We start from the raw sequence: 13,386 nt of genomic DNA on the forward strand, positions 1-13,386 counted from the left end.
CATAGCATCGCTGCCCTCACCCGCGAGCGATTATTTGAGCAACTGGCCCAGGAACCAGACGCGCTGTTCCGCCTGGTCGGTCCAGTCGTCGATCACGCCGTCGGTGGCATTGTCACCGGCTGCGCCGGCCGCCGCCTTGGTTTCGCGCAGCGCCAGGATCAGGGCTTCGTTATCGGCCTTGAGCTCGGCGATCATCGCTTCCGAGCCTTGCGTAGTCGCATCCTGATCGACAATCCGGCTGGAGCGCGCGATTGCCCCGATCGATGTCAGCGTATCGGCACCATTCTTGCGGACGCGTTCGGCGATCAGATCGGTCAGGGCAAAAATCTCGGTCGCCTGTTCGTCGAACAGCAGGTGCAGATCGCGGAACTGCGGGCCGGCGACGTGCCAGTGGAAGTTCTTGGTCTTGAGATAGAGCGCGAAGCAATCGGCCAGCAAGGCATTGAGGCTGGCGACAAGCGCGGCACGGGAATTGTCGGTACGGGTCATTGGCGGTTCCCCTCGGTTGGAATGAGGGCTTACTACCGCCGCCGCTCTAATCGACAAAACCGGATAATCTGGACTGTGTGATCGGACATTGGGATCAGACCAGGCCACTGGCCTGCAACCCCAGACCCGCTGCCAGCAGCAGCAGTCCCGCGCCAAACGCCCTCCGTACCCGGCCCAGCCAGGGGAGCTGACCGATTACCATCCAGCCCGCCCCGACCACCAGCGCCGCCCCCACAGCGCCGCCCAGGCCGGTTGTCAGTGGCGCCCGGGTAAGCGCAGCCAGCGCGAAAACCAGAAAGCGCGCTGCATCGGTCAGCTGCATGGCGAAGATCACGATGGCAAATGCGCCCAGCGAATGAGTCGGCTCCGTTGGGGCGGCGCGCGGAGCCAGCACGATCAGTTCGAGCCCTGCCAATCCCAGCGCCAGGGCAACCAGAAACCAGCGCGCATTGCCAACCATCAAGCCAGCCACCTGCGCCCCGCCCCAGGCCGCCAGCCCTGCTGCCGCCATGCCGCTAACGCTTGCCACCAGCAACAAGCTGGGCCGTGCGCCCTGCCGCTCGGCCAGCTGCGCCACCAGCACCTGGTCGCGCGCGCCAACCCCGACGAGCAGCGTGGCAAGGAGGGCGAAGAGCAAGCCGGTCATGCATGACGCATAGCAACATGCAGGCCGAAGGCCACGACGGTTCGATGGTTTCTGAATGATGTTTCTGGAGCGGGCGAAGGGATTCGAACCCTCGACCCCAACCTTGGCAAGGTTGTGCTCTACCCCTGAGCTACGCCCGCTCTGAACGTCCAAAGCCCTGTGCCAGTGCGGCAGGGGCCGGGGAGAGGCGCGCGGTTAGCATCGGCCTTCCGGCTTGCCAAGGGGAAAATGCGCAGAATGTGAAAGCAGCGCTTTGTGACTTCACAAATGCCCCCGAAAGCCCACATTGGGGGCTAAGCGCAAATCCATCTGGAGTTTACCCTTGGCAAGCATGGGCCTTAGCCTCGACGAGCAGAAGGCGGTCGACCGGTTCCGCAAGGACGTGGTTGAACCGTCGATGACCAGTCTCGTCATCCTCGATTTCTGGGCCGAATGGTGCGGTCCATGCAAAGCGCTGACCCCGATGCTGGAAAAGGTCGCGGCGGACTATGCCGACAAGGGCGTGGTCCTGGCCAAGGTCAATGTCGACGAGGAACAGTTCATCGCCGCGCAATTCCAGGTCCGCCCGATCCCCACGGTCTATGCCATGTTCCAGGGTCAGCCGGTGGCGGACCTGACCAACGCCCGCAGCGAATCGCAGCTGAAGGGCATTCTTGACCAGTTGCTGGCCAAGCTGCCGGTTCAGCCGGGCGGCGCCGCGCCGGCGCAGGATGTCGGCCCGCTGATCGCCATGGGCGAGGATGCGCTGGCCGGCGGCGATGCCGAGCGGGCTGCCAACATATTCATGCAGATCGCCGAAATCGCACCCGACAATGGCGCAGCCCAGGGCGGCTTGCTGCGTGCACTGATTGCGGCGGGGCACCTTGCCGAAGCCGAGGCCGTGCTGGCCGAACTGCCCGAGGCCCTGGCCAAGGATGCCGAGGTGGCCCGGGCCCGCGCCGCGCTCGATCTGGCCAAGGACCGGCCGGCCGACGATGAGTTGGCCGCGCTCCGCGCTGGCGCGACGGCAGACAATCCCGACGGCCAGCTGGCCTATGCCACGGCTGCCTTCGCCGCCGGGGAACGCGATGCGGCGGCAGAGACTTTGCTCGCCATGATTGCTGCCGACCGCGAATGGAACGAAGGCGCCGCAAGGGCCAAGCTGCTGCAGATCTTTGAAGCCGTCGGTTTGGAAGACCCGTGGGTCGCCGCCACGCGCCGCAAGCTGTCGCTGGTCCTGTTCGGGTGAGCAGCCCCGTGCGCCTGTCGATCTTCCCGCTGACCGGTGCCCTGCTTTACCCCGGGCTGCAACTGCCGCTGCACATCTTTGAGCCGCGTTACCGGGCAATGGTAACCGATGCCCTGGCCCGCGATCGCCGGATCGGCATGATCCAGCCCCAGCGCCCGGAAGATGACGCGCCGCTCTTCACCGTCGGCTGCGTTGGCAAGATCGCCGATGTCGAGGCCCTGGAGGACGGGCGTTTCAACCTGGTGCTGGAAGGCGAATCGCGCTTTCGGTTGCTGCGCGAACTTGATGTCATCACCCCCTTCCGCCAGGTCGAGGTCGAGCTGCTCGAGGAGCCGCCCTTTCAGGCGCTCTCGCCGATCGAGCGTGCCGGGTTTGAGCGCGAGGCGCGGCGCTTTGCCGAGGCCCAGGGCTACCGGGTCGACTGGGAAGCAGTGACAACGCTGGACGACTGTTCGCTGATCGACGGGGTCAGCCAGATCGCCCCGTTCGATGCGGCGGCGAAGCAAGCGCTGCTTGAGGCACCAAACCTTGCCGCGCGGTGCGAGCTGCTGGTCCAGCTGATGCAGTTCTTCGGCCGCCGTGACAGCGACGAAGGCCGGGTTACGCTGCAATAGCCTGGTCTAGGCCAGCGTGGCCTTCAGGCCATCGATCACATACTGCGCCGCAAGCGCCGCCAGCAGCACGCCGAGCAGGCGGGTGATGACCGCTTCCACCCGCGCGCCGAGCAGCTTCATCAGCGGGCCGGCGGCGACCAGCGCCAGCAAGGTCAGCAGCATGACTGCCGCTAGCGCGCCCAGTACGACCAGCGTTTCGTTCGTGCCATTGGCCCGCGCCGTCAGCAGCATGATCGTGGCGATCGAGCCCGGACCGGCGATCATCGGCATGGCCATCGGGAAGACCGAGACATCCTCGATCTCGGGCGTGCCCTTGATCTTCTCCGCGCGTTCCTCACGGCGCTGGGTGCGCTTTTCGAACACCATATCGAGCGCGATGAGGAACAGCATGATCCCGCCCGCAATCCGGAAGGAATCGAGCTCGATGTGCAGCGCGCCGAGCAGATCTTCCCCGAACACGGCGAAGATCAGCAGGATAATCGTGGCGATGAAGCAGGCCCGCAGCGCCATTGTCCGTGCCTGGGCGTGGCTGGCTCCGCTGGTCAGGCCAGCATAGATCGGCGCGCAGCCGGGCGGATCGATCACCACGAACAGCGCGATAAAGGCGGAGAGGAACAGCTCGAGCATGGTCTAACGCACCGCAGCTGGGGCCGGGACAGTCTGTTCGAGGACGGTTTCGAAGGTCGTCCCGTTCCACAGCGAGACGCGCACCGTGCGTCCACCCAGACGGCCCACGCCAGTGCCCCACCGCAGGGTACCGTCCACCGACGCGCCCGTCTGCCAGTCACTATCGGCTACCGCGATCAGGGGCGGCTGGACCGGGCGGACCTTGCATTCGGCCACACGCGCGGCGATCATTTCCGGCGCTGCCGAGGCACCGTCCGAGGTCAGGCTCATGTCGGCGATCCACTTGAGCTCACCATTCTTCTGCCGCTGCCAGATCGTCGCGAAAGTGCCGCTGGCGTTGGGGCTTTGCCAGCCGCCGCGCGTCACGGCGTAGGAGCCGTCGCAGCTCGACCAAACGGCATGGGGTTGCCAGGTAACGGCGACGGCGGGTTCGGCCCGGCCCTTCAGCCAGTCCGCCGCCTTGACACGCTGCGGCACAAACATCTCCGCACCCTCGGCCGCGGTGGCGCGGAAGGCAGCCCACTGACCCTTCTCCTGCGCCAGCCGGGCAAAAGCGAGCTCGGCTGCGATCACTTCGCTGGGATTGGCGACCGGCTTCAGCGGCGGGCCATAGCGCGGCCGGCTTGGCCCGGAAGCACAAGCGGCAAGAGCGAGCGAAAATGCGGCGGCGACCAGGAAACGCTTCATGGGCAGCAGCCTAAAGCGCTTGGTCCTCCAGCGCCACCCCTGCATTGCGATGCGCGGCGACCAGCGTGTTGCGCAGCAGGACCGCGATGGTCATCGGACCGACCCCGCCGGGGACTGGAGTAATCGCACCAGCGACTGGCAGCACGTCCTCATAGTCGACATCGCCGACCAGCCGGCCGCGATTCTCGCCTTCCAGCGCCGGGAGGCGGTTGATTCCGACATCGATCACCGTCGCGCCGGGCTTGATCCAGTCACCCTTGACCATTTCCGGTCGGCCGACAGCGGCGACCACGATATCGGCGCGGCGCACCACGTCTGGCAGGTTTTGCGTGCGGCTGTGAGCGATGGTCACCGTGCAGCTTTCGGCCAGCAGCAGCTGCGCCATCGGCTTGCCGACCAGGATCGAACGCCCGATTACCACGGCATCCTTGCCCGAAAGGCTACCCAGCTTGTCCTTGAGCAACATCAGGCAACCAAGCGGGGTGCATGGCACCAGCCCTGGCAGACCAAGAGCCAGCCGGCCCGTGCTGGTCGGCGTCAGGCCGTCGACATCCTTGTTCGGACTGATCCGCTCGACCACCGCCTGTTCGTCGAGATGCTTGGGGAGTGGCAGCTGGACCAGAATGCCATCGACCGCCGGGTCGGCATTGAGCTGTTCGACCAGCGCAATCAGATCGGCCTGGGTGGTCGCGGCGGGCAGCTTGTGCTCGAAGCTGGCCATGCCCGCCTCAACCGTCTGCTTGCCCTTGCTGCGAACATAAACCTGGCTGGCCGGATCATCGCCGACCAGCACCACGGCGAGGCCTGCCTTGCGCCCTGCCTTGGCCGCAAACGCGGCGGCAGCCACGCCTACGCGCTCGCGCAGGCCAGCTGCAAAGGCCTTGCCGTCGATTACTTCGGCTTGGCTCATCCGACCTGGCGCCCAACGTAGGAAAGGATGATGATCGCCACTTGGATCAGCAGCAACAGCACGATCGGCGAGAAATCGATCCCGCCAGTGTTGGGCATGCGGCGCTTGATCGGCGCCAGGATCGGATCGAGGATCGCGTTGAGCGCGGTCCACAGCGCCGAAACCAGCTGGTTATGATAGTTCACCACGTTGAAGCTGATCAGCAGCCCCAGGATGAACTGCACGATCACCGCCGTGGTGATCACGTTGGCAAACAGCACCAGGATCGGGACGAGCACTTCGTTGATCATCGGGTTGGTCCTTGGAAAAGAAAGGGCCGTTAGCGGCGGATCAGGGTGCCTGCCCCGCGCGAGGTAAAGATTTCAATCAGCATGGCATGCGGGACGCGCCCGTCGAGCACGACCGCGGCCTCGCACCCGGCCTCAACCGCGTGGATGCAGGTTTCAAGCTTGGGGATCATCCCGCCGCTGATCGTGCCATCGTCTTGCAGCTTGGTGATGTCGGCCGGAGTCAGGTCGGTCAGCAGGTTGCCCTGCTTGTCGAGCACGCCGGCCACATCGGTCAGCAGGAACAGCCGCGCCGCGCCCAGCGCCGCAGCAATCGCGCCAGCCATGGTATCGGCGTTGATATTGTAGGTCTCGCCATCGACCCCCGGCGCAATCGGCGCGATGACCGGGATCATGCCGGCAGCGCTGGCGGTTTCGATCAGGGTCACGTCGACCGCGGTCGGCTCACCGACAAAGCCCAGGTCAACGGCCTGCTCGATATTGCTTTCGGGGTCCTTGGTGGTGCGTTCCACCTTGGTGGCGATCACGAGCCCACCGTCCTTCCCCGAAATGCCCAGCGCCTTGCCGCCGGCTCCGGCGATCCAGCCGACCAGTTCCTTGTTGATCGCGCCGGAGAGAACCATTTCGGCGATTTCCGCTGTGGCCTTGTCAGTCACCCGCAGGCCATCGACGAACTTGCTCTCAACCCCAAGCTTCTTGAGCATGGCGCCGATCTGCGGACCGCCACCGTGAACCACAACCGGGTTGATCCCCACCGCCTTCAGCAGCACGACGTCCTCGGCAAAATCGCGCGCCAGTTCGGGATCGCCCATGGCATGGCCGCCGTACTTCACCACAAAGGTCCGCCCGGCATAGCGCTGCAGATAGGGCAGCGCCTCGACCAGCGTTTCGGCCTTGGTAAGCATCTGAGGATCGTGGGACTGGGTCATGATGGTGCGGCCTTTAGCCTGCTGGCCACGGAATTGAAGCCTTTTGTCGCAGGCGGCAGGCTGGCTCAGCCCCGGTCAAGCCAGCGCCCCAGCTTGACGAAGACCACGATCAGCGGCGGGACCATGATGGTCGAGAGCACCAGCTTCGAGATGATCTGGCCTTCCATAATCTGCCCCAAGGGCATGTCCTGGCCATAGAAGCTGATCGTGATGAACAGGATCGTATCGACAATCTGCGACAGCAGGCTGGCAATCCAGGCCCGGAAGACCAGCGCCTTGCCTTGTCCGCCGGCGATCCGGCTGAACAGATAGACGTTGAGCGTCTGCGAAGTGCCATAGGAGATAAGCCCGGCAAACTGCATCCGCACGCCCTGACCCAGCAGCTTGGCGAAGGCTTCCTGATCGCCCCAGAAGGGTGCTGGCGGCACCAGGCGGATAACCACTGTCAGCATCACCATCGAGACGATCAGTGGCACGAAGCCGAAGCGGACCAACTGGTTCGCGCGGTCCTGCCCAAACAGTTCTGCCACGGCGCTCGAAATGATCACCAGGAACAGAAAGGCAAAGATCCCGCTTTCCACCGCGAGTTCGCCCAGCACCGGCCAGGTGCCCAGCGAGGCCAGCTTGACCCCCATGACCCCGGCCAGGACGCACAGCCCCCCGTAAAGCAGCGAATAGACAAAGAGCGAGCGGGGCATGGCGACAGTCTGCATCGGCAGAGGCTTAGCGACCTTCCCACGCTTGTGGAAGGCCCGGCAAATACGGCTAGGCGCAGGCCGCGATGCCCGTTACCACTCGCCCCCGAAGTACCTGGGGGAGCGCCATTGCCATGCTGATCGTCAACAGCCTGATCGGGATCGTGCTGATCCTGGGCCTGGCCATTCTGCTGTCCTCCGATCGCAAGGCGATCCGGCTGCGCGTGGTTGGCGCGGCCTTTGCGCTCCAGGCCGGGCTCGCCGCACTGGTGCTCTATGTCCCCTTCGGCAAGCACATGCTCAAAGGCGCTTCGGATGGGGTCAGCGCGTTGCTCGGCTATGCCCATGCCGGGGTCGAGTTCCTGTTTGGCCCGCTCGCCAAGCCCGAGATCGGCGGCACCAGCTTTGCCATTGCCGCCCTTCCAGTGATCATCTTCTTCGCCGCGCTGATCTCGATCCTCTATTACCTCGGCATCATGCAGCTGGTGATCAAATGGATCGGCGGCGCGCTGGAGAAAGTTACCGGGGTCAGCAAGGTCGAAAGCCTGGGCGCTGCCAGCAACATCTTCGTTGGCCAGTCAGAAAGCCCGCTGGTGATCCGGCCCTATCTTGCCGCGCTGACCCCCAGCCAGCTGTTCTGCCTGATGACGGTCGGCATGGCCGGGGTCGCGGGTACGATCCTCGCCGCCTATGCCAGCATGGGCATCCGGATCGATTACCTGGTTGCCGCGGCCTTCATGTCGGCGCCGGGCGGCATCCTGATGGCCAAGATCATCATGCCCGACCCCAAGGGCGAGAAGATCGTCGAACCCGATGAAGTCAAGGTGGCGGGGCTTGAAGATGAAGCCCCGGCCAACATCATTATGGCCGCATCGCAGGGGGCACAGACCGGGGTGAAGCTGGCCGTGGCGGTAGGTGCCATGGTGCTGGCCTTCGTCGCGCTTGTGGCCCTGGCCAACGGCATCCTGGGCGGCATCGGCGGCTGGTTCGGCTACCCCGAACTGTCGTTCCAGATGCTGCTGGGCCACGTCTTTGCGCCGGTCTTCTGGCTGCTGGCTGCACCGGACTGGGCTGAAGCCCTGCGTGCGGGCGGATTTTTCGGCACCAAAGTGGTGCTCAACGAATTCGTCGCCTTCATTGACCTGGGCCAGGTCCAGGGACTGTCGGAACGGACCGTCGCGGTGGTGACCTTTGCCCTGTGCGGCTTTGCCAACTTCAGCTCGATCGCGATCCAGATGGCAGTTACCGGCAGCCTTGCGCCCGAACAGCGCCCGGTGATCGCGCGGCTGGGGCTGAAGGCGCTGATCGCCGGCAGCCTCTCCAACCTGATGAGCGCGGCGCTCGCCGGGCTGTTCCTGAGCCTTTAGGGCTCATCTTCCGGTCGCTAATCCCTCGGATTTCGAGGGAAACCACGGGTTTGTCCGGATAGCGGACCAATGCTGGGCGAAGCAATTATCGGGCCATGCCCGCGCTCGCCTTCTCCGCCGCCCTTGTCTTCACACTCTGCGGGGCCGCTCCGCGCCAGACCTGCGTGGTTGACGGCGATACCTTCTGGCTGGCGGGGGAGAAGGTGCGGATCGCCGATATCAATGCGCCCGAGACCAGCCAGGCCCAATGCCCCAGCGAACGCCTGCGCGGCGAGGCGGCGAAGCTGCGGCTGCTTGACCTGCTCAACCAGGGTCCGGTCGAACTGCTGGACGATCCCCGCAGTCGCGATCGCTATGGCCGCCGGCTCGCCGTGGTCTTGCGCGGCGGCAAAAGCCTTGGCAGCCAACTTGTGGCGGAAGGGCTGGCGGAGCCTTGGCGCGGGCAGCCATCTAGCTGGTGCGCAGCAGCCAACTGATGGCTCACAAACAAAAAGCCCCGGCAATGCCGGGGCTTTAAGCGGTTCAGTGGGCTTGATCAGCTAGGATCAGGCGTAGCTGACCTTGACGGTCTGGCGGCGGCGACGCAGCGCGGCGCCAGCAATACCCACGCCCAGGATCATCATGAGCCAGGTCGAAGGCTCAGGCACAGCAGCAAACGAAAGCTGACCGCCATAAGAAGCGCCACCGCCTGACAGGCCTGACACTTCCAAGGTGTTGTTACCGCCCGGCGTAATAAGCAGGTCGAACAAGTACCCGTCTTCCTTGCGACCGGTGGGGCTCAAAGTGAAAGCGTTGCCGTTCAGCTTGACCGAGGTGAAATCGATGTTTGTCAGGTTTTGGGCAGCCAGGGTCGAGCCAGTCCACGCAGTCGTGATCGTTGCCGAAACCAAGCGATATCCAGCCGGGGTGACAAAACTGACAACGTCCTTGAACACGCAAGGTGCGGTGAGCGGCGCGCACGTTACGCTGGCATTACCGAAGCTACCGGACGAGCCGGAAATGTTGACAACGAGCGCGGCGTTAGCGTTGGCGCTACATGCAAGAGCCGCAGCCCCAGTCGCCGCCAGCAAAAACTTCTTCATTCTCTATCTCCTGAACCGATTCCCACCCGGAATTACCGTGGAGCCTACCTACGTCGATTCGCAGGTGGTTGCAAAGAGATTAACCGTCATTGTGTAAGGTAAATTTTAGTCTTTCCCGCAATGGGACAGAATGAGCATCAGGCTGAGTTGCATGGAACAAAAAGCCCCGACCATGCAGGCCGGGGCTCTCTGTTTCGGCCCGTTCAACTAGCTATAGGACACGCGAACGGTCTGACGGCGGCGCAGCGCCAGCCCTGCAAAGCCGATGCCCAGGATCATCATCAGCCAGGTCGACGGTTCCGGAACGCCCGACGCGCCAGCAAATGACAGGGTCCCGCTGTAGGATGCGTCACCGCCAGTCGTGCCCGTGATTGTAAGGGTGTTAGTCTTGCCGGGACCAAGCAGCAAATCGGCCAGGAACCGGAATTCGGTGTTGCCAGTCGCACCGATCGCGAATTCCACGCCATTGATCATGACCGAAGTGAAATCGATGTTGGTGGCCAGGTTACCACCGGTCAGGATCGAAGAGATCGTGGCGCTAAGCGTCGTAAAGTCCTTCGGCGTGATGAAAGTTGCCGTATCGCTGAAGGTACAGGGCGCCGGTGCCGGCGTGCAAACCACATCGGTGTTGCGGAACGTGCCGGCAGAATCGCCGCCGACCAGGACCACCAACGCGGCATTGGCATTCGAACTGCAGGCAAGGGCTAACGCCCCTCCGAGCATGAGGGCATATTTTCTCATTTGACGTATCTCCTGATTCCAGACGGGTTGGGGGCTCTGATCAGGTCGTGGGTTTCTATGACGCACGGCTTGCTCTAACAACGTCAGAGCGGCAGTCCGTGGCCCCTCTGATACGGGCTGAAAAATCAAAAAAGTTCCCGGAAACTGCGAAAAAATTGGAGACGGCAATGCTGATAATCGAAGGCTGGTTGAAGCTGGCAACGGGTGAGTTCGACAAGGTTGTCGATGCTGCCCGCACCATGGTCGCTGAGACGGTCAAGGAAGAAGGCTGCCTGACCTATGCTTTTTCCCGCGATATCAACGACCCGGACCTGATCCGCATTGCCGAACGCTGGGAAACCGCCGAAGCGCTCGCCGCCCACGGCCAGAGCGCCCACATGGCCGCCTTCAACAAGGCAATGGGCGGCGTGAAGCGCGAAGGCGCGGAACTGTGGCTCTATTCCGGGGAAGCGGTCCGCCGGATCATGTGACTATACGGCCGGGGTCCTAGATCCCGGCCCACCACTGATAGCCGCGATTGTCTTCCCAGAAGCCGCCGCGGCCGCCGTATAGCCCGGCCAGGCTTTCGCGCAGTTCGATGCGCATGATGTACTTGGCCTGCTTGTAACCCAATTGCCGTTCGACCCGCAGCCGGATCGGGGCGCCGTGCGGCTCGGTCAAGGGCGCGTCGTTCATCCGCCAGGCCAGGATGGTCTGGGGGTGGAAAGCCTCGACCAGATCAATCGACTCGTAAAACGGCTTGCCTTCCAACTTGTCGGCGCAGTGGAACACCACATAACGCGCGCCCGGCATCAGCCCCGCTTGTGACAGAATCGCACCAAGCTGCGGCCCCTGCCACTTGCCGATCGCGCTCCACCCCTCGACGCAGTCATGACGGGTGATCTGGGTGCGCTGCGGCATGGCCTGAAGTGCGGTGAGGGGCAGGGCCAGGGGGCGGTGGACCAGGCCATCGACCCGCAAGGCCCACTGCGCAAATCCGCCGACCAGCAGCGCACGATAGGCCGGATCGGCAACCCGCAGGCTGCCATTGGCCTTGAACACCGGCGACATGTCGGCCTCGGTAAACTCGCGCGCCAGGCTGTCGCCGATGATCGTGCGCTGGGTCAGTTCATGCAGACGGCCGACGCCGGCAAGCCCATCCTTGAACGACTGGCTATCGTTGAGGGCATCGCAGCCTGACAGCAACAGGCCGCCCGCACCAGCCGCGCCAACCTGCAGCGCCTTGCGGCGGGTGAAGATCATGCCGGGTCCTCCTTGTCCTGCGGCAAGCGGTACCAGCCAGTCAGCATCGAGCGCACCTCGTTGATTGGTCCGGCCAGCACCACCATCGCAATGTGAACCAAGAAAAACAGCACCAACCCCGATGCGGCCAGGAAATGGATCGAACGGGCCGATTGCCGCCCGCCGAATAGGTCAACCAGCCAGGGCCAGGCGGCATCAAGCGCCGGTGACATGGCCAGACCGGATAGAATGATCGCCGGCAGCAGCACGAACAGAACGCTGCCATAGGCCAGCTTCTGCAGGACGTTGTAGTTGATCGCTTCTGGCCCGGTCGGAAAGCGCAGCCTGGCGTGCTCGGCCAGGTCATGCAGGATGTAACGCGGGTTCCATTCCGTCCGCGTGATGTGCAACCGCCGCCGAATATGGCCGCGCACCAGGCCCCAGATCAGGTAACCGGTGAAAGCCAGCACCAGCAACCAGGCAAAGGCAAAATGCCAAATCCGCGCATCGGCCAGGCTGTAGTCTGACGGGATCGTCATCCAGCCGGGAAAGGCGGTATCTTCCAGCGCGGCCAAGACCAGCCAGGCCTTGTCGTGTTCCGAACCGTAATGTCCCCAGTATAGGCGGGGATGGGCATTGAGGATCATCAGCCCGCTCATCAGCATGACCAGGATGCACAGGGCATTGGTCCAGTGCCACAGCCGGGTGGCCAGCGCATGGCGGCGGACGAAATCGCCGCCCCGGGGCTGCGACAGGTCATCAGCAGGCGGAGAATACTGGTCCATCAAATCCCTTTTCGGCGGGCACAGGCAAAAGGTTACAAGCCTCATACAAAAAAGCCAGCCGCAGCTTGCCACCCCCGCCGCCCTCCCTTACCCGGCAGGCAAGGGGAGAGAATTCGTGCCGCCGGGCCAGCAACGCCATCATCCTGTTCTGCCCTTCCTGCTGGCCGCCAGCGGGATCGCGCTGTTCAGCGTGATGGATGCCGTGATGAAAAGCGCCAGCCTGCAGGTCGGCGCCTATAACGCCATGCTGTTTCGCTCAGGCTTCGGCGTGCTGCTGATGCTGCCGCTGTGGCGCGCGACGGGCGGGCGCTGGCCGGAAGGTCCGGCGCTGCGCCTGCACGCGCTGCGCGGTGCAATCAGCGCGGGCCTTGCCACCAGCTTCTTCTGGGGCCTGATCCGCTTGCCGCTGGCCGAGGCGATCGCCCTGTCCTTCATCGCCCCGCTGATCGCGCTGTACCTTGCCGCCGTCATGCTGGGCGAGAAAATCGGCCGGGGTGCCGTGATCGCTTCGCTGCTGGGCTTTGCCGGGGTGCTGGTGATCGGTGCAGGCCGGCTCGGACGCGAGGCACTGAGCGAGGATGCCTTATGGGGCATCGCTTCAGTGCTGCTTTCGGCCGTCCTTTATGCCTTCAACCTGATTTTCCAGCGCAAGCAGGCGCAGCTCGCCAGCCCGCAGGAAGTGGCGCTGTTCCAGATGGGCTTTGCCGGCCTGTTCCTGGCGCTGGCCGCCCCCTGGCTGGCGGTAACGCCAAGCCTGCCGGTCCTGGGCGAAATCGCGACCGGGGCAGTGCTGGCCGCGATTTCACTGATGCTGCTGAGCTGGGCCTATGCCCGGGCCGAGGCGCAAGTGCTGCTGCCGATCGAGTATACCGCGTTCATCTGGGCCGCGCTGCTGGGCTGGCTGGTCTTTGCCGAGCCGGTGACGGTCGAAACGCTGGCCGGGGTGGCGCTGATCGTGATCGGCTGCTGGATCGCCGCGCGCAAGGCTGTGCCCGCCCATACCGAGCAGACCACGCTTTAGTTCGCTCCGGGCCGGTTTCCCGGTCCAGCTACTTGACGCGCCGCCCAAACCCGCGCA

Annotated in this window: 18 protein-coding genes and 1 tRNA gene; 6 read left to right on the top strand and 13 right to left on the bottom strand. The window is 64.1% G+C overall.

The window, feature by feature from the left end:
• Window positions 1-30 precede the first annotated feature (30 nt).
• The 3 genes from FRF71_RS04260 to FRF71_RS04270 all read right to left on the bottom strand — a co-directional run bounded on the left by FRF71_RS04260 (window position 31) and on the right by FRF71_RS04270 (window position 1,275).
• Window positions 31-489 (bottom strand): Dps family protein, encoded by a 459-nt coding sequence (locus tag FRF71_RS04260; protein WP_147089390.1) that lies wholly within the window; start codon window positions 487-489, stop codon window positions 31-33.
• Window positions 490-583: 94 nt separating this feature from the next.
• The gene (locus FRF71_RS04265) at window positions 584-1,135 is read right to left on the bottom strand and encodes a hypothetical protein (RefSeq protein WP_147089391.1); all 552 of its coding nucleotides are present in this window, start codon (window positions 1,133-1,135) and stop codon (window positions 584-586) included.
• A 65-nt stretch (window positions 1,136-1,200) separates the two neighbouring features.
• A tRNA-Gly gene (locus tag FRF71_RS04270) sits at window positions 1,201-1,275 on the bottom strand.
• 191 nt (window positions 1,276-1,466) lie between these two features.
• On the opposite strand from FRF71_RS04270, the gene FRF71_RS04275 reads away from it, so the two are divergent.
• Together FRF71_RS04275 and FRF71_RS04280 are read left to right on the top strand one after the other, a co-directional pair.
• Window positions 1,467-2,363, top strand: coding sequence for a tetratricopeptide repeat protein (locus FRF71_RS04275; RefSeq protein WP_147091520.1), 897 nt, complete (start codon window positions 1,467-1,469; stop codon window positions 2,361-2,363).
• An 8-nt stretch (window positions 2,364-2,371) separates the two neighbouring features.
• Window positions 2,372-2,977, top strand: coding sequence for an LON peptidase substrate-binding domain-containing protein (locus FRF71_RS04280; RefSeq protein ID WP_147091521.1), 606 nt, complete (start codon window positions 2,372-2,374; stop codon window positions 2,975-2,977).
• 6 nt (window positions 2,978-2,983) lie between these two features.
• On the opposite strand, the gene FRF71_RS04285 is transcribed toward FRF71_RS04280, so the two are convergent.
• The 6 genes from FRF71_RS04285 to FRF71_RS04310 all read right to left on the bottom strand — a co-directional run bounded on the left by FRF71_RS04285 (window position 2,984) and on the right by FRF71_RS04310 (window position 7,130).
• Window positions 2,984-3,604, bottom strand: coding sequence for a MarC family protein (locus FRF71_RS04285; protein ID WP_147089392.1), 621 nt, complete (start codon window positions 3,602-3,604; stop codon window positions 2,984-2,986).
• Between the two features lie 3 nt (window positions 3,605-3,607).
• Window positions 3,608-4,291: a hypothetical protein gene (locus tag FRF71_RS04290; protein ID WP_192900031.1), complete on the bottom strand. Its 684-nt coding sequence runs from the start codon at window positions 4,289-4,291 to the stop codon at window positions 3,608-3,610.
• Window positions 4,292-4,301: 10 nt separating this feature from the next.
• Window positions 4,302-5,201: a bifunctional methylenetetrahydrofolate dehydrogenase/methenyltetrahydrofolate cyclohydrolase FolD gene (gene folD, locus FRF71_RS04295; RefSeq protein ID WP_147089393.1), complete on the bottom strand. Its 900-nt coding sequence runs from the start codon at window positions 5,199-5,201 to the stop codon at window positions 4,302-4,304.
• A complete protein-coding gene (locus tag FRF71_RS04300) occupies window positions 5,198-5,491 on the bottom strand; it encodes a YggT family protein (RefSeq protein WP_147089394.1) in 294 nt (97 codons plus the stop codon). The genes folD and FRF71_RS04300 overlap by 4 nt, the downstream gene beginning before the upstream one ends.
• A gap of 29 nt (window positions 5,492-5,520) precedes the next feature.
• A complete protein-coding gene (argB, locus tag FRF71_RS04305) occupies window positions 5,521-6,417 on the bottom strand; it encodes an acetylglutamate kinase (protein WP_147089395.1) in 897 nt (298 codons plus the stop codon).
• 65 nt (window positions 6,418-6,482) lie between these two features.
• Entirely contained in the window at window positions 6,483-7,130 is a 648-nt protein-coding gene (locus FRF71_RS04310) for a queuosine precursor transporter (protein ID WP_147089396.1), read from the bottom strand.
• A 116-nt stretch (window positions 7,131-7,246) separates the two neighbouring features.
• Between FRF71_RS04310 and FRF71_RS04315 the strand changes: the two genes are divergently transcribed.
• Together FRF71_RS04315 and FRF71_RS04320 are read left to right on the top strand one after the other, a co-directional pair.
• Window positions 7,247-8,479: a NupC/NupG family nucleoside CNT transporter gene (locus FRF71_RS04315; RefSeq protein ID WP_147089397.1), complete on the top strand. Its 1,233-nt coding sequence runs from the start codon at window positions 7,247-7,249 to the stop codon at window positions 8,477-8,479.
• A gap of 95 nt (window positions 8,480-8,574) precedes the next feature.
• The gene (locus tag FRF71_RS04320; RefSeq protein WP_147089398.1) at window positions 8,575-8,955 is read left to right on the top strand and encodes a thermonuclease family protein; all 381 of its coding nucleotides are present in this window, start codon (window positions 8,575-8,577) and stop codon (window positions 8,953-8,955) included.
• 69 nt (window positions 8,956-9,024) lie between these two features.
• On the opposite strand, the gene FRF71_RS04325 is transcribed toward FRF71_RS04320, so the two are convergent.
• Together FRF71_RS04325 and FRF71_RS04330 are read right to left on the bottom strand one after the other, a co-directional pair.
• On the bottom strand, window positions 9,025-9,561 hold the full coding sequence (locus tag FRF71_RS04325; protein WP_147089399.1) for an FxDxF family PEP-CTERM protein: 537 nt from the start codon (window positions 9,559-9,561) through the stop codon (window positions 9,025-9,027).
• Window positions 9,562-9,768: 207 nt separating this feature from the next.
• Window positions 9,769-10,302, bottom strand: coding sequence for an FxDxF family PEP-CTERM protein (locus tag FRF71_RS04330; protein ID WP_147089400.1), 534 nt, complete (start codon window positions 10,300-10,302; stop codon window positions 9,769-9,771).
• Between the two features lie 167 nt (window positions 10,303-10,469).
• Between FRF71_RS04330 and FRF71_RS04335 the strand changes: the two genes are divergently transcribed.
• Window positions 10,470-10,772: a putative quinol monooxygenase gene (locus FRF71_RS04335; protein ID WP_147089401.1), complete on the top strand. Its 303-nt coding sequence runs from the start codon at window positions 10,470-10,472 to the stop codon at window positions 10,770-10,772.
• A 16-nt stretch (window positions 10,773-10,788) separates the two neighbouring features.
• Here FRF71_RS04335 and FRF71_RS04340 read toward each other — a convergent pair whose 3' ends face one another.
• Complete coding sequence (locus FRF71_RS04340) at window positions 10,789-11,544, bottom strand: molybdopterin-dependent oxidoreductase (protein ID WP_147089402.1); 756 nt, start codon at window positions 11,542-11,544, stop codon at window positions 10,789-10,791.
• On the bottom strand, window positions 11,541-12,308 hold the full coding sequence (locus tag FRF71_RS04345) for a cytochrome b/b6 domain-containing protein (RefSeq protein WP_147089403.1): 768 nt from the start codon (window positions 12,306-12,308) through the stop codon (window positions 11,541-11,543). The genes FRF71_RS04340 and FRF71_RS04345 overlap by 4 nt, the downstream gene beginning before the upstream one ends.
• A gap of 115 nt (window positions 12,309-12,423) precedes the next feature.
• Here FRF71_RS04345 and FRF71_RS04350 point away from each other — a divergent pair, with 115 nt between their 5' ends.
• Window positions 12,424-13,329 carry a DMT family transporter gene (locus FRF71_RS04350; RefSeq protein ID WP_238339420.1) on the top strand — a complete coding sequence of 302 codons (906 nt, stop codon included), beginning with the start codon at window positions 12,424-12,426 and terminating at the stop codon, window positions 13,327-13,329.
• The last annotated feature ends 57 nt before the right edge of the window (window positions 13,330-13,386 follow it).

Origin of the sequence: Novosphingobium ginsenosidimutans (genome assembly GCF_007954425.1) — a bacterium.
Classification (GTDB): Bacteria; Pseudomonadota; Alphaproteobacteria; order Sphingomonadales; family Sphingomonadaceae; genus Novosphingobium; species Novosphingobium ginsenosidimutans.

Coding starts and splice junctions, on each gene's coding strand:
- FRF71_RS04330 (WP_147089400.1), bottom strand. CDS start 10,302: ATGAGAAAATATGCCCTCATGCTCGGAGGGGCGTTAGCCCTTGCCTGC.
- FRF71_RS04275 (WP_147091520.1), top strand. CDS start 1,467: ATGGGCCTTAGCCTCGACGAGCAGAAGGCGGTCGACCGGTTCCGCAAG.
- FRF71_RS04265 (WP_147089391.1), bottom strand. CDS start 1,135: ATGACCGGCTTGCTCTTCGCCCTCCTTGCCACGCTGCTCGTCGGGGTT.
- FRF71_RS04260 (WP_147089390.1), bottom strand. CDS start 489: ATGACCCGTACCGACAATTCCCGTGCCGCGCTTGTCGCCAGCCTCAAT.
- FRF71_RS04335 (WP_147089401.1), top strand. CDS start 10,470: ATGCTGATAATCGAAGGCTGGTTGAAGCTGGCAACGGGTGAGTTCGAC.
- argB (WP_147089395.1), bottom strand. CDS start 6,417: ATGACCCAGTCCCACGATCCTCAGATGCTTACCAAGGCCGAAACGCTG.
- FRF71_RS04290 (WP_192900031.1), bottom strand. CDS start 4,291: ATGAAGCGTTTCCTGGTCGCCGCCGCATTTTCGCTCGCTCTTGCCGCT.
- FRF71_RS04345 (WP_147089403.1), bottom strand. CDS start 12,308: ATGGACCAGTATTCTCCGCCTGCTGATGACCTGTCGCAGCCCCGGGGC.
- folD (WP_147089393.1), bottom strand. CDS start 5,201: ATGAGCCAAGCCGAAGTAATCGACGGCAAGGCCTTTGCAGCTGGCCTG.
- FRF71_RS04340 (WP_147089402.1), bottom strand. CDS start 11,544: ATGATCTTCACCCGCCGCAAGGCGCTGCAGGTTGGCGCGGCTGGTGCG.
- FRF71_RS04325 (WP_147089399.1), bottom strand. CDS start 9,561: ATGAAGAAGTTTTTGCTGGCGGCGACTGGGGCTGCGGCTCTTGCATGT.
- FRF71_RS04320 (WP_147089398.1), top strand. CDS start 8,575: ATGCCCGCGCTCGCCTTCTCCGCCGCCCTTGTCTTCACACTCTGCGGG.
- FRF71_RS04315 (WP_147089397.1), top strand. CDS start 7,247: ATGCTGATCGTCAACAGCCTGATCGGGATCGTGCTGATCCTGGGCCTG.
- FRF71_RS04285 (WP_147089392.1), bottom strand. CDS start 3,604: ATGCTCGAGCTGTTCCTCTCCGCCTTTATCGCGCTGTTCGTGGTGATC.
- FRF71_RS04310 (WP_147089396.1), bottom strand. CDS start 7,130: ATGCAGACTGTCGCCATGCCCCGCTCGCTCTTTGTCTATTCGCTGCTT.
- FRF71_RS04300 (WP_147089394.1), bottom strand. CDS start 5,491: ATGATCAACGAAGTGCTCGTCCCGATCCTGGTGCTGTTTGCCAACGTG.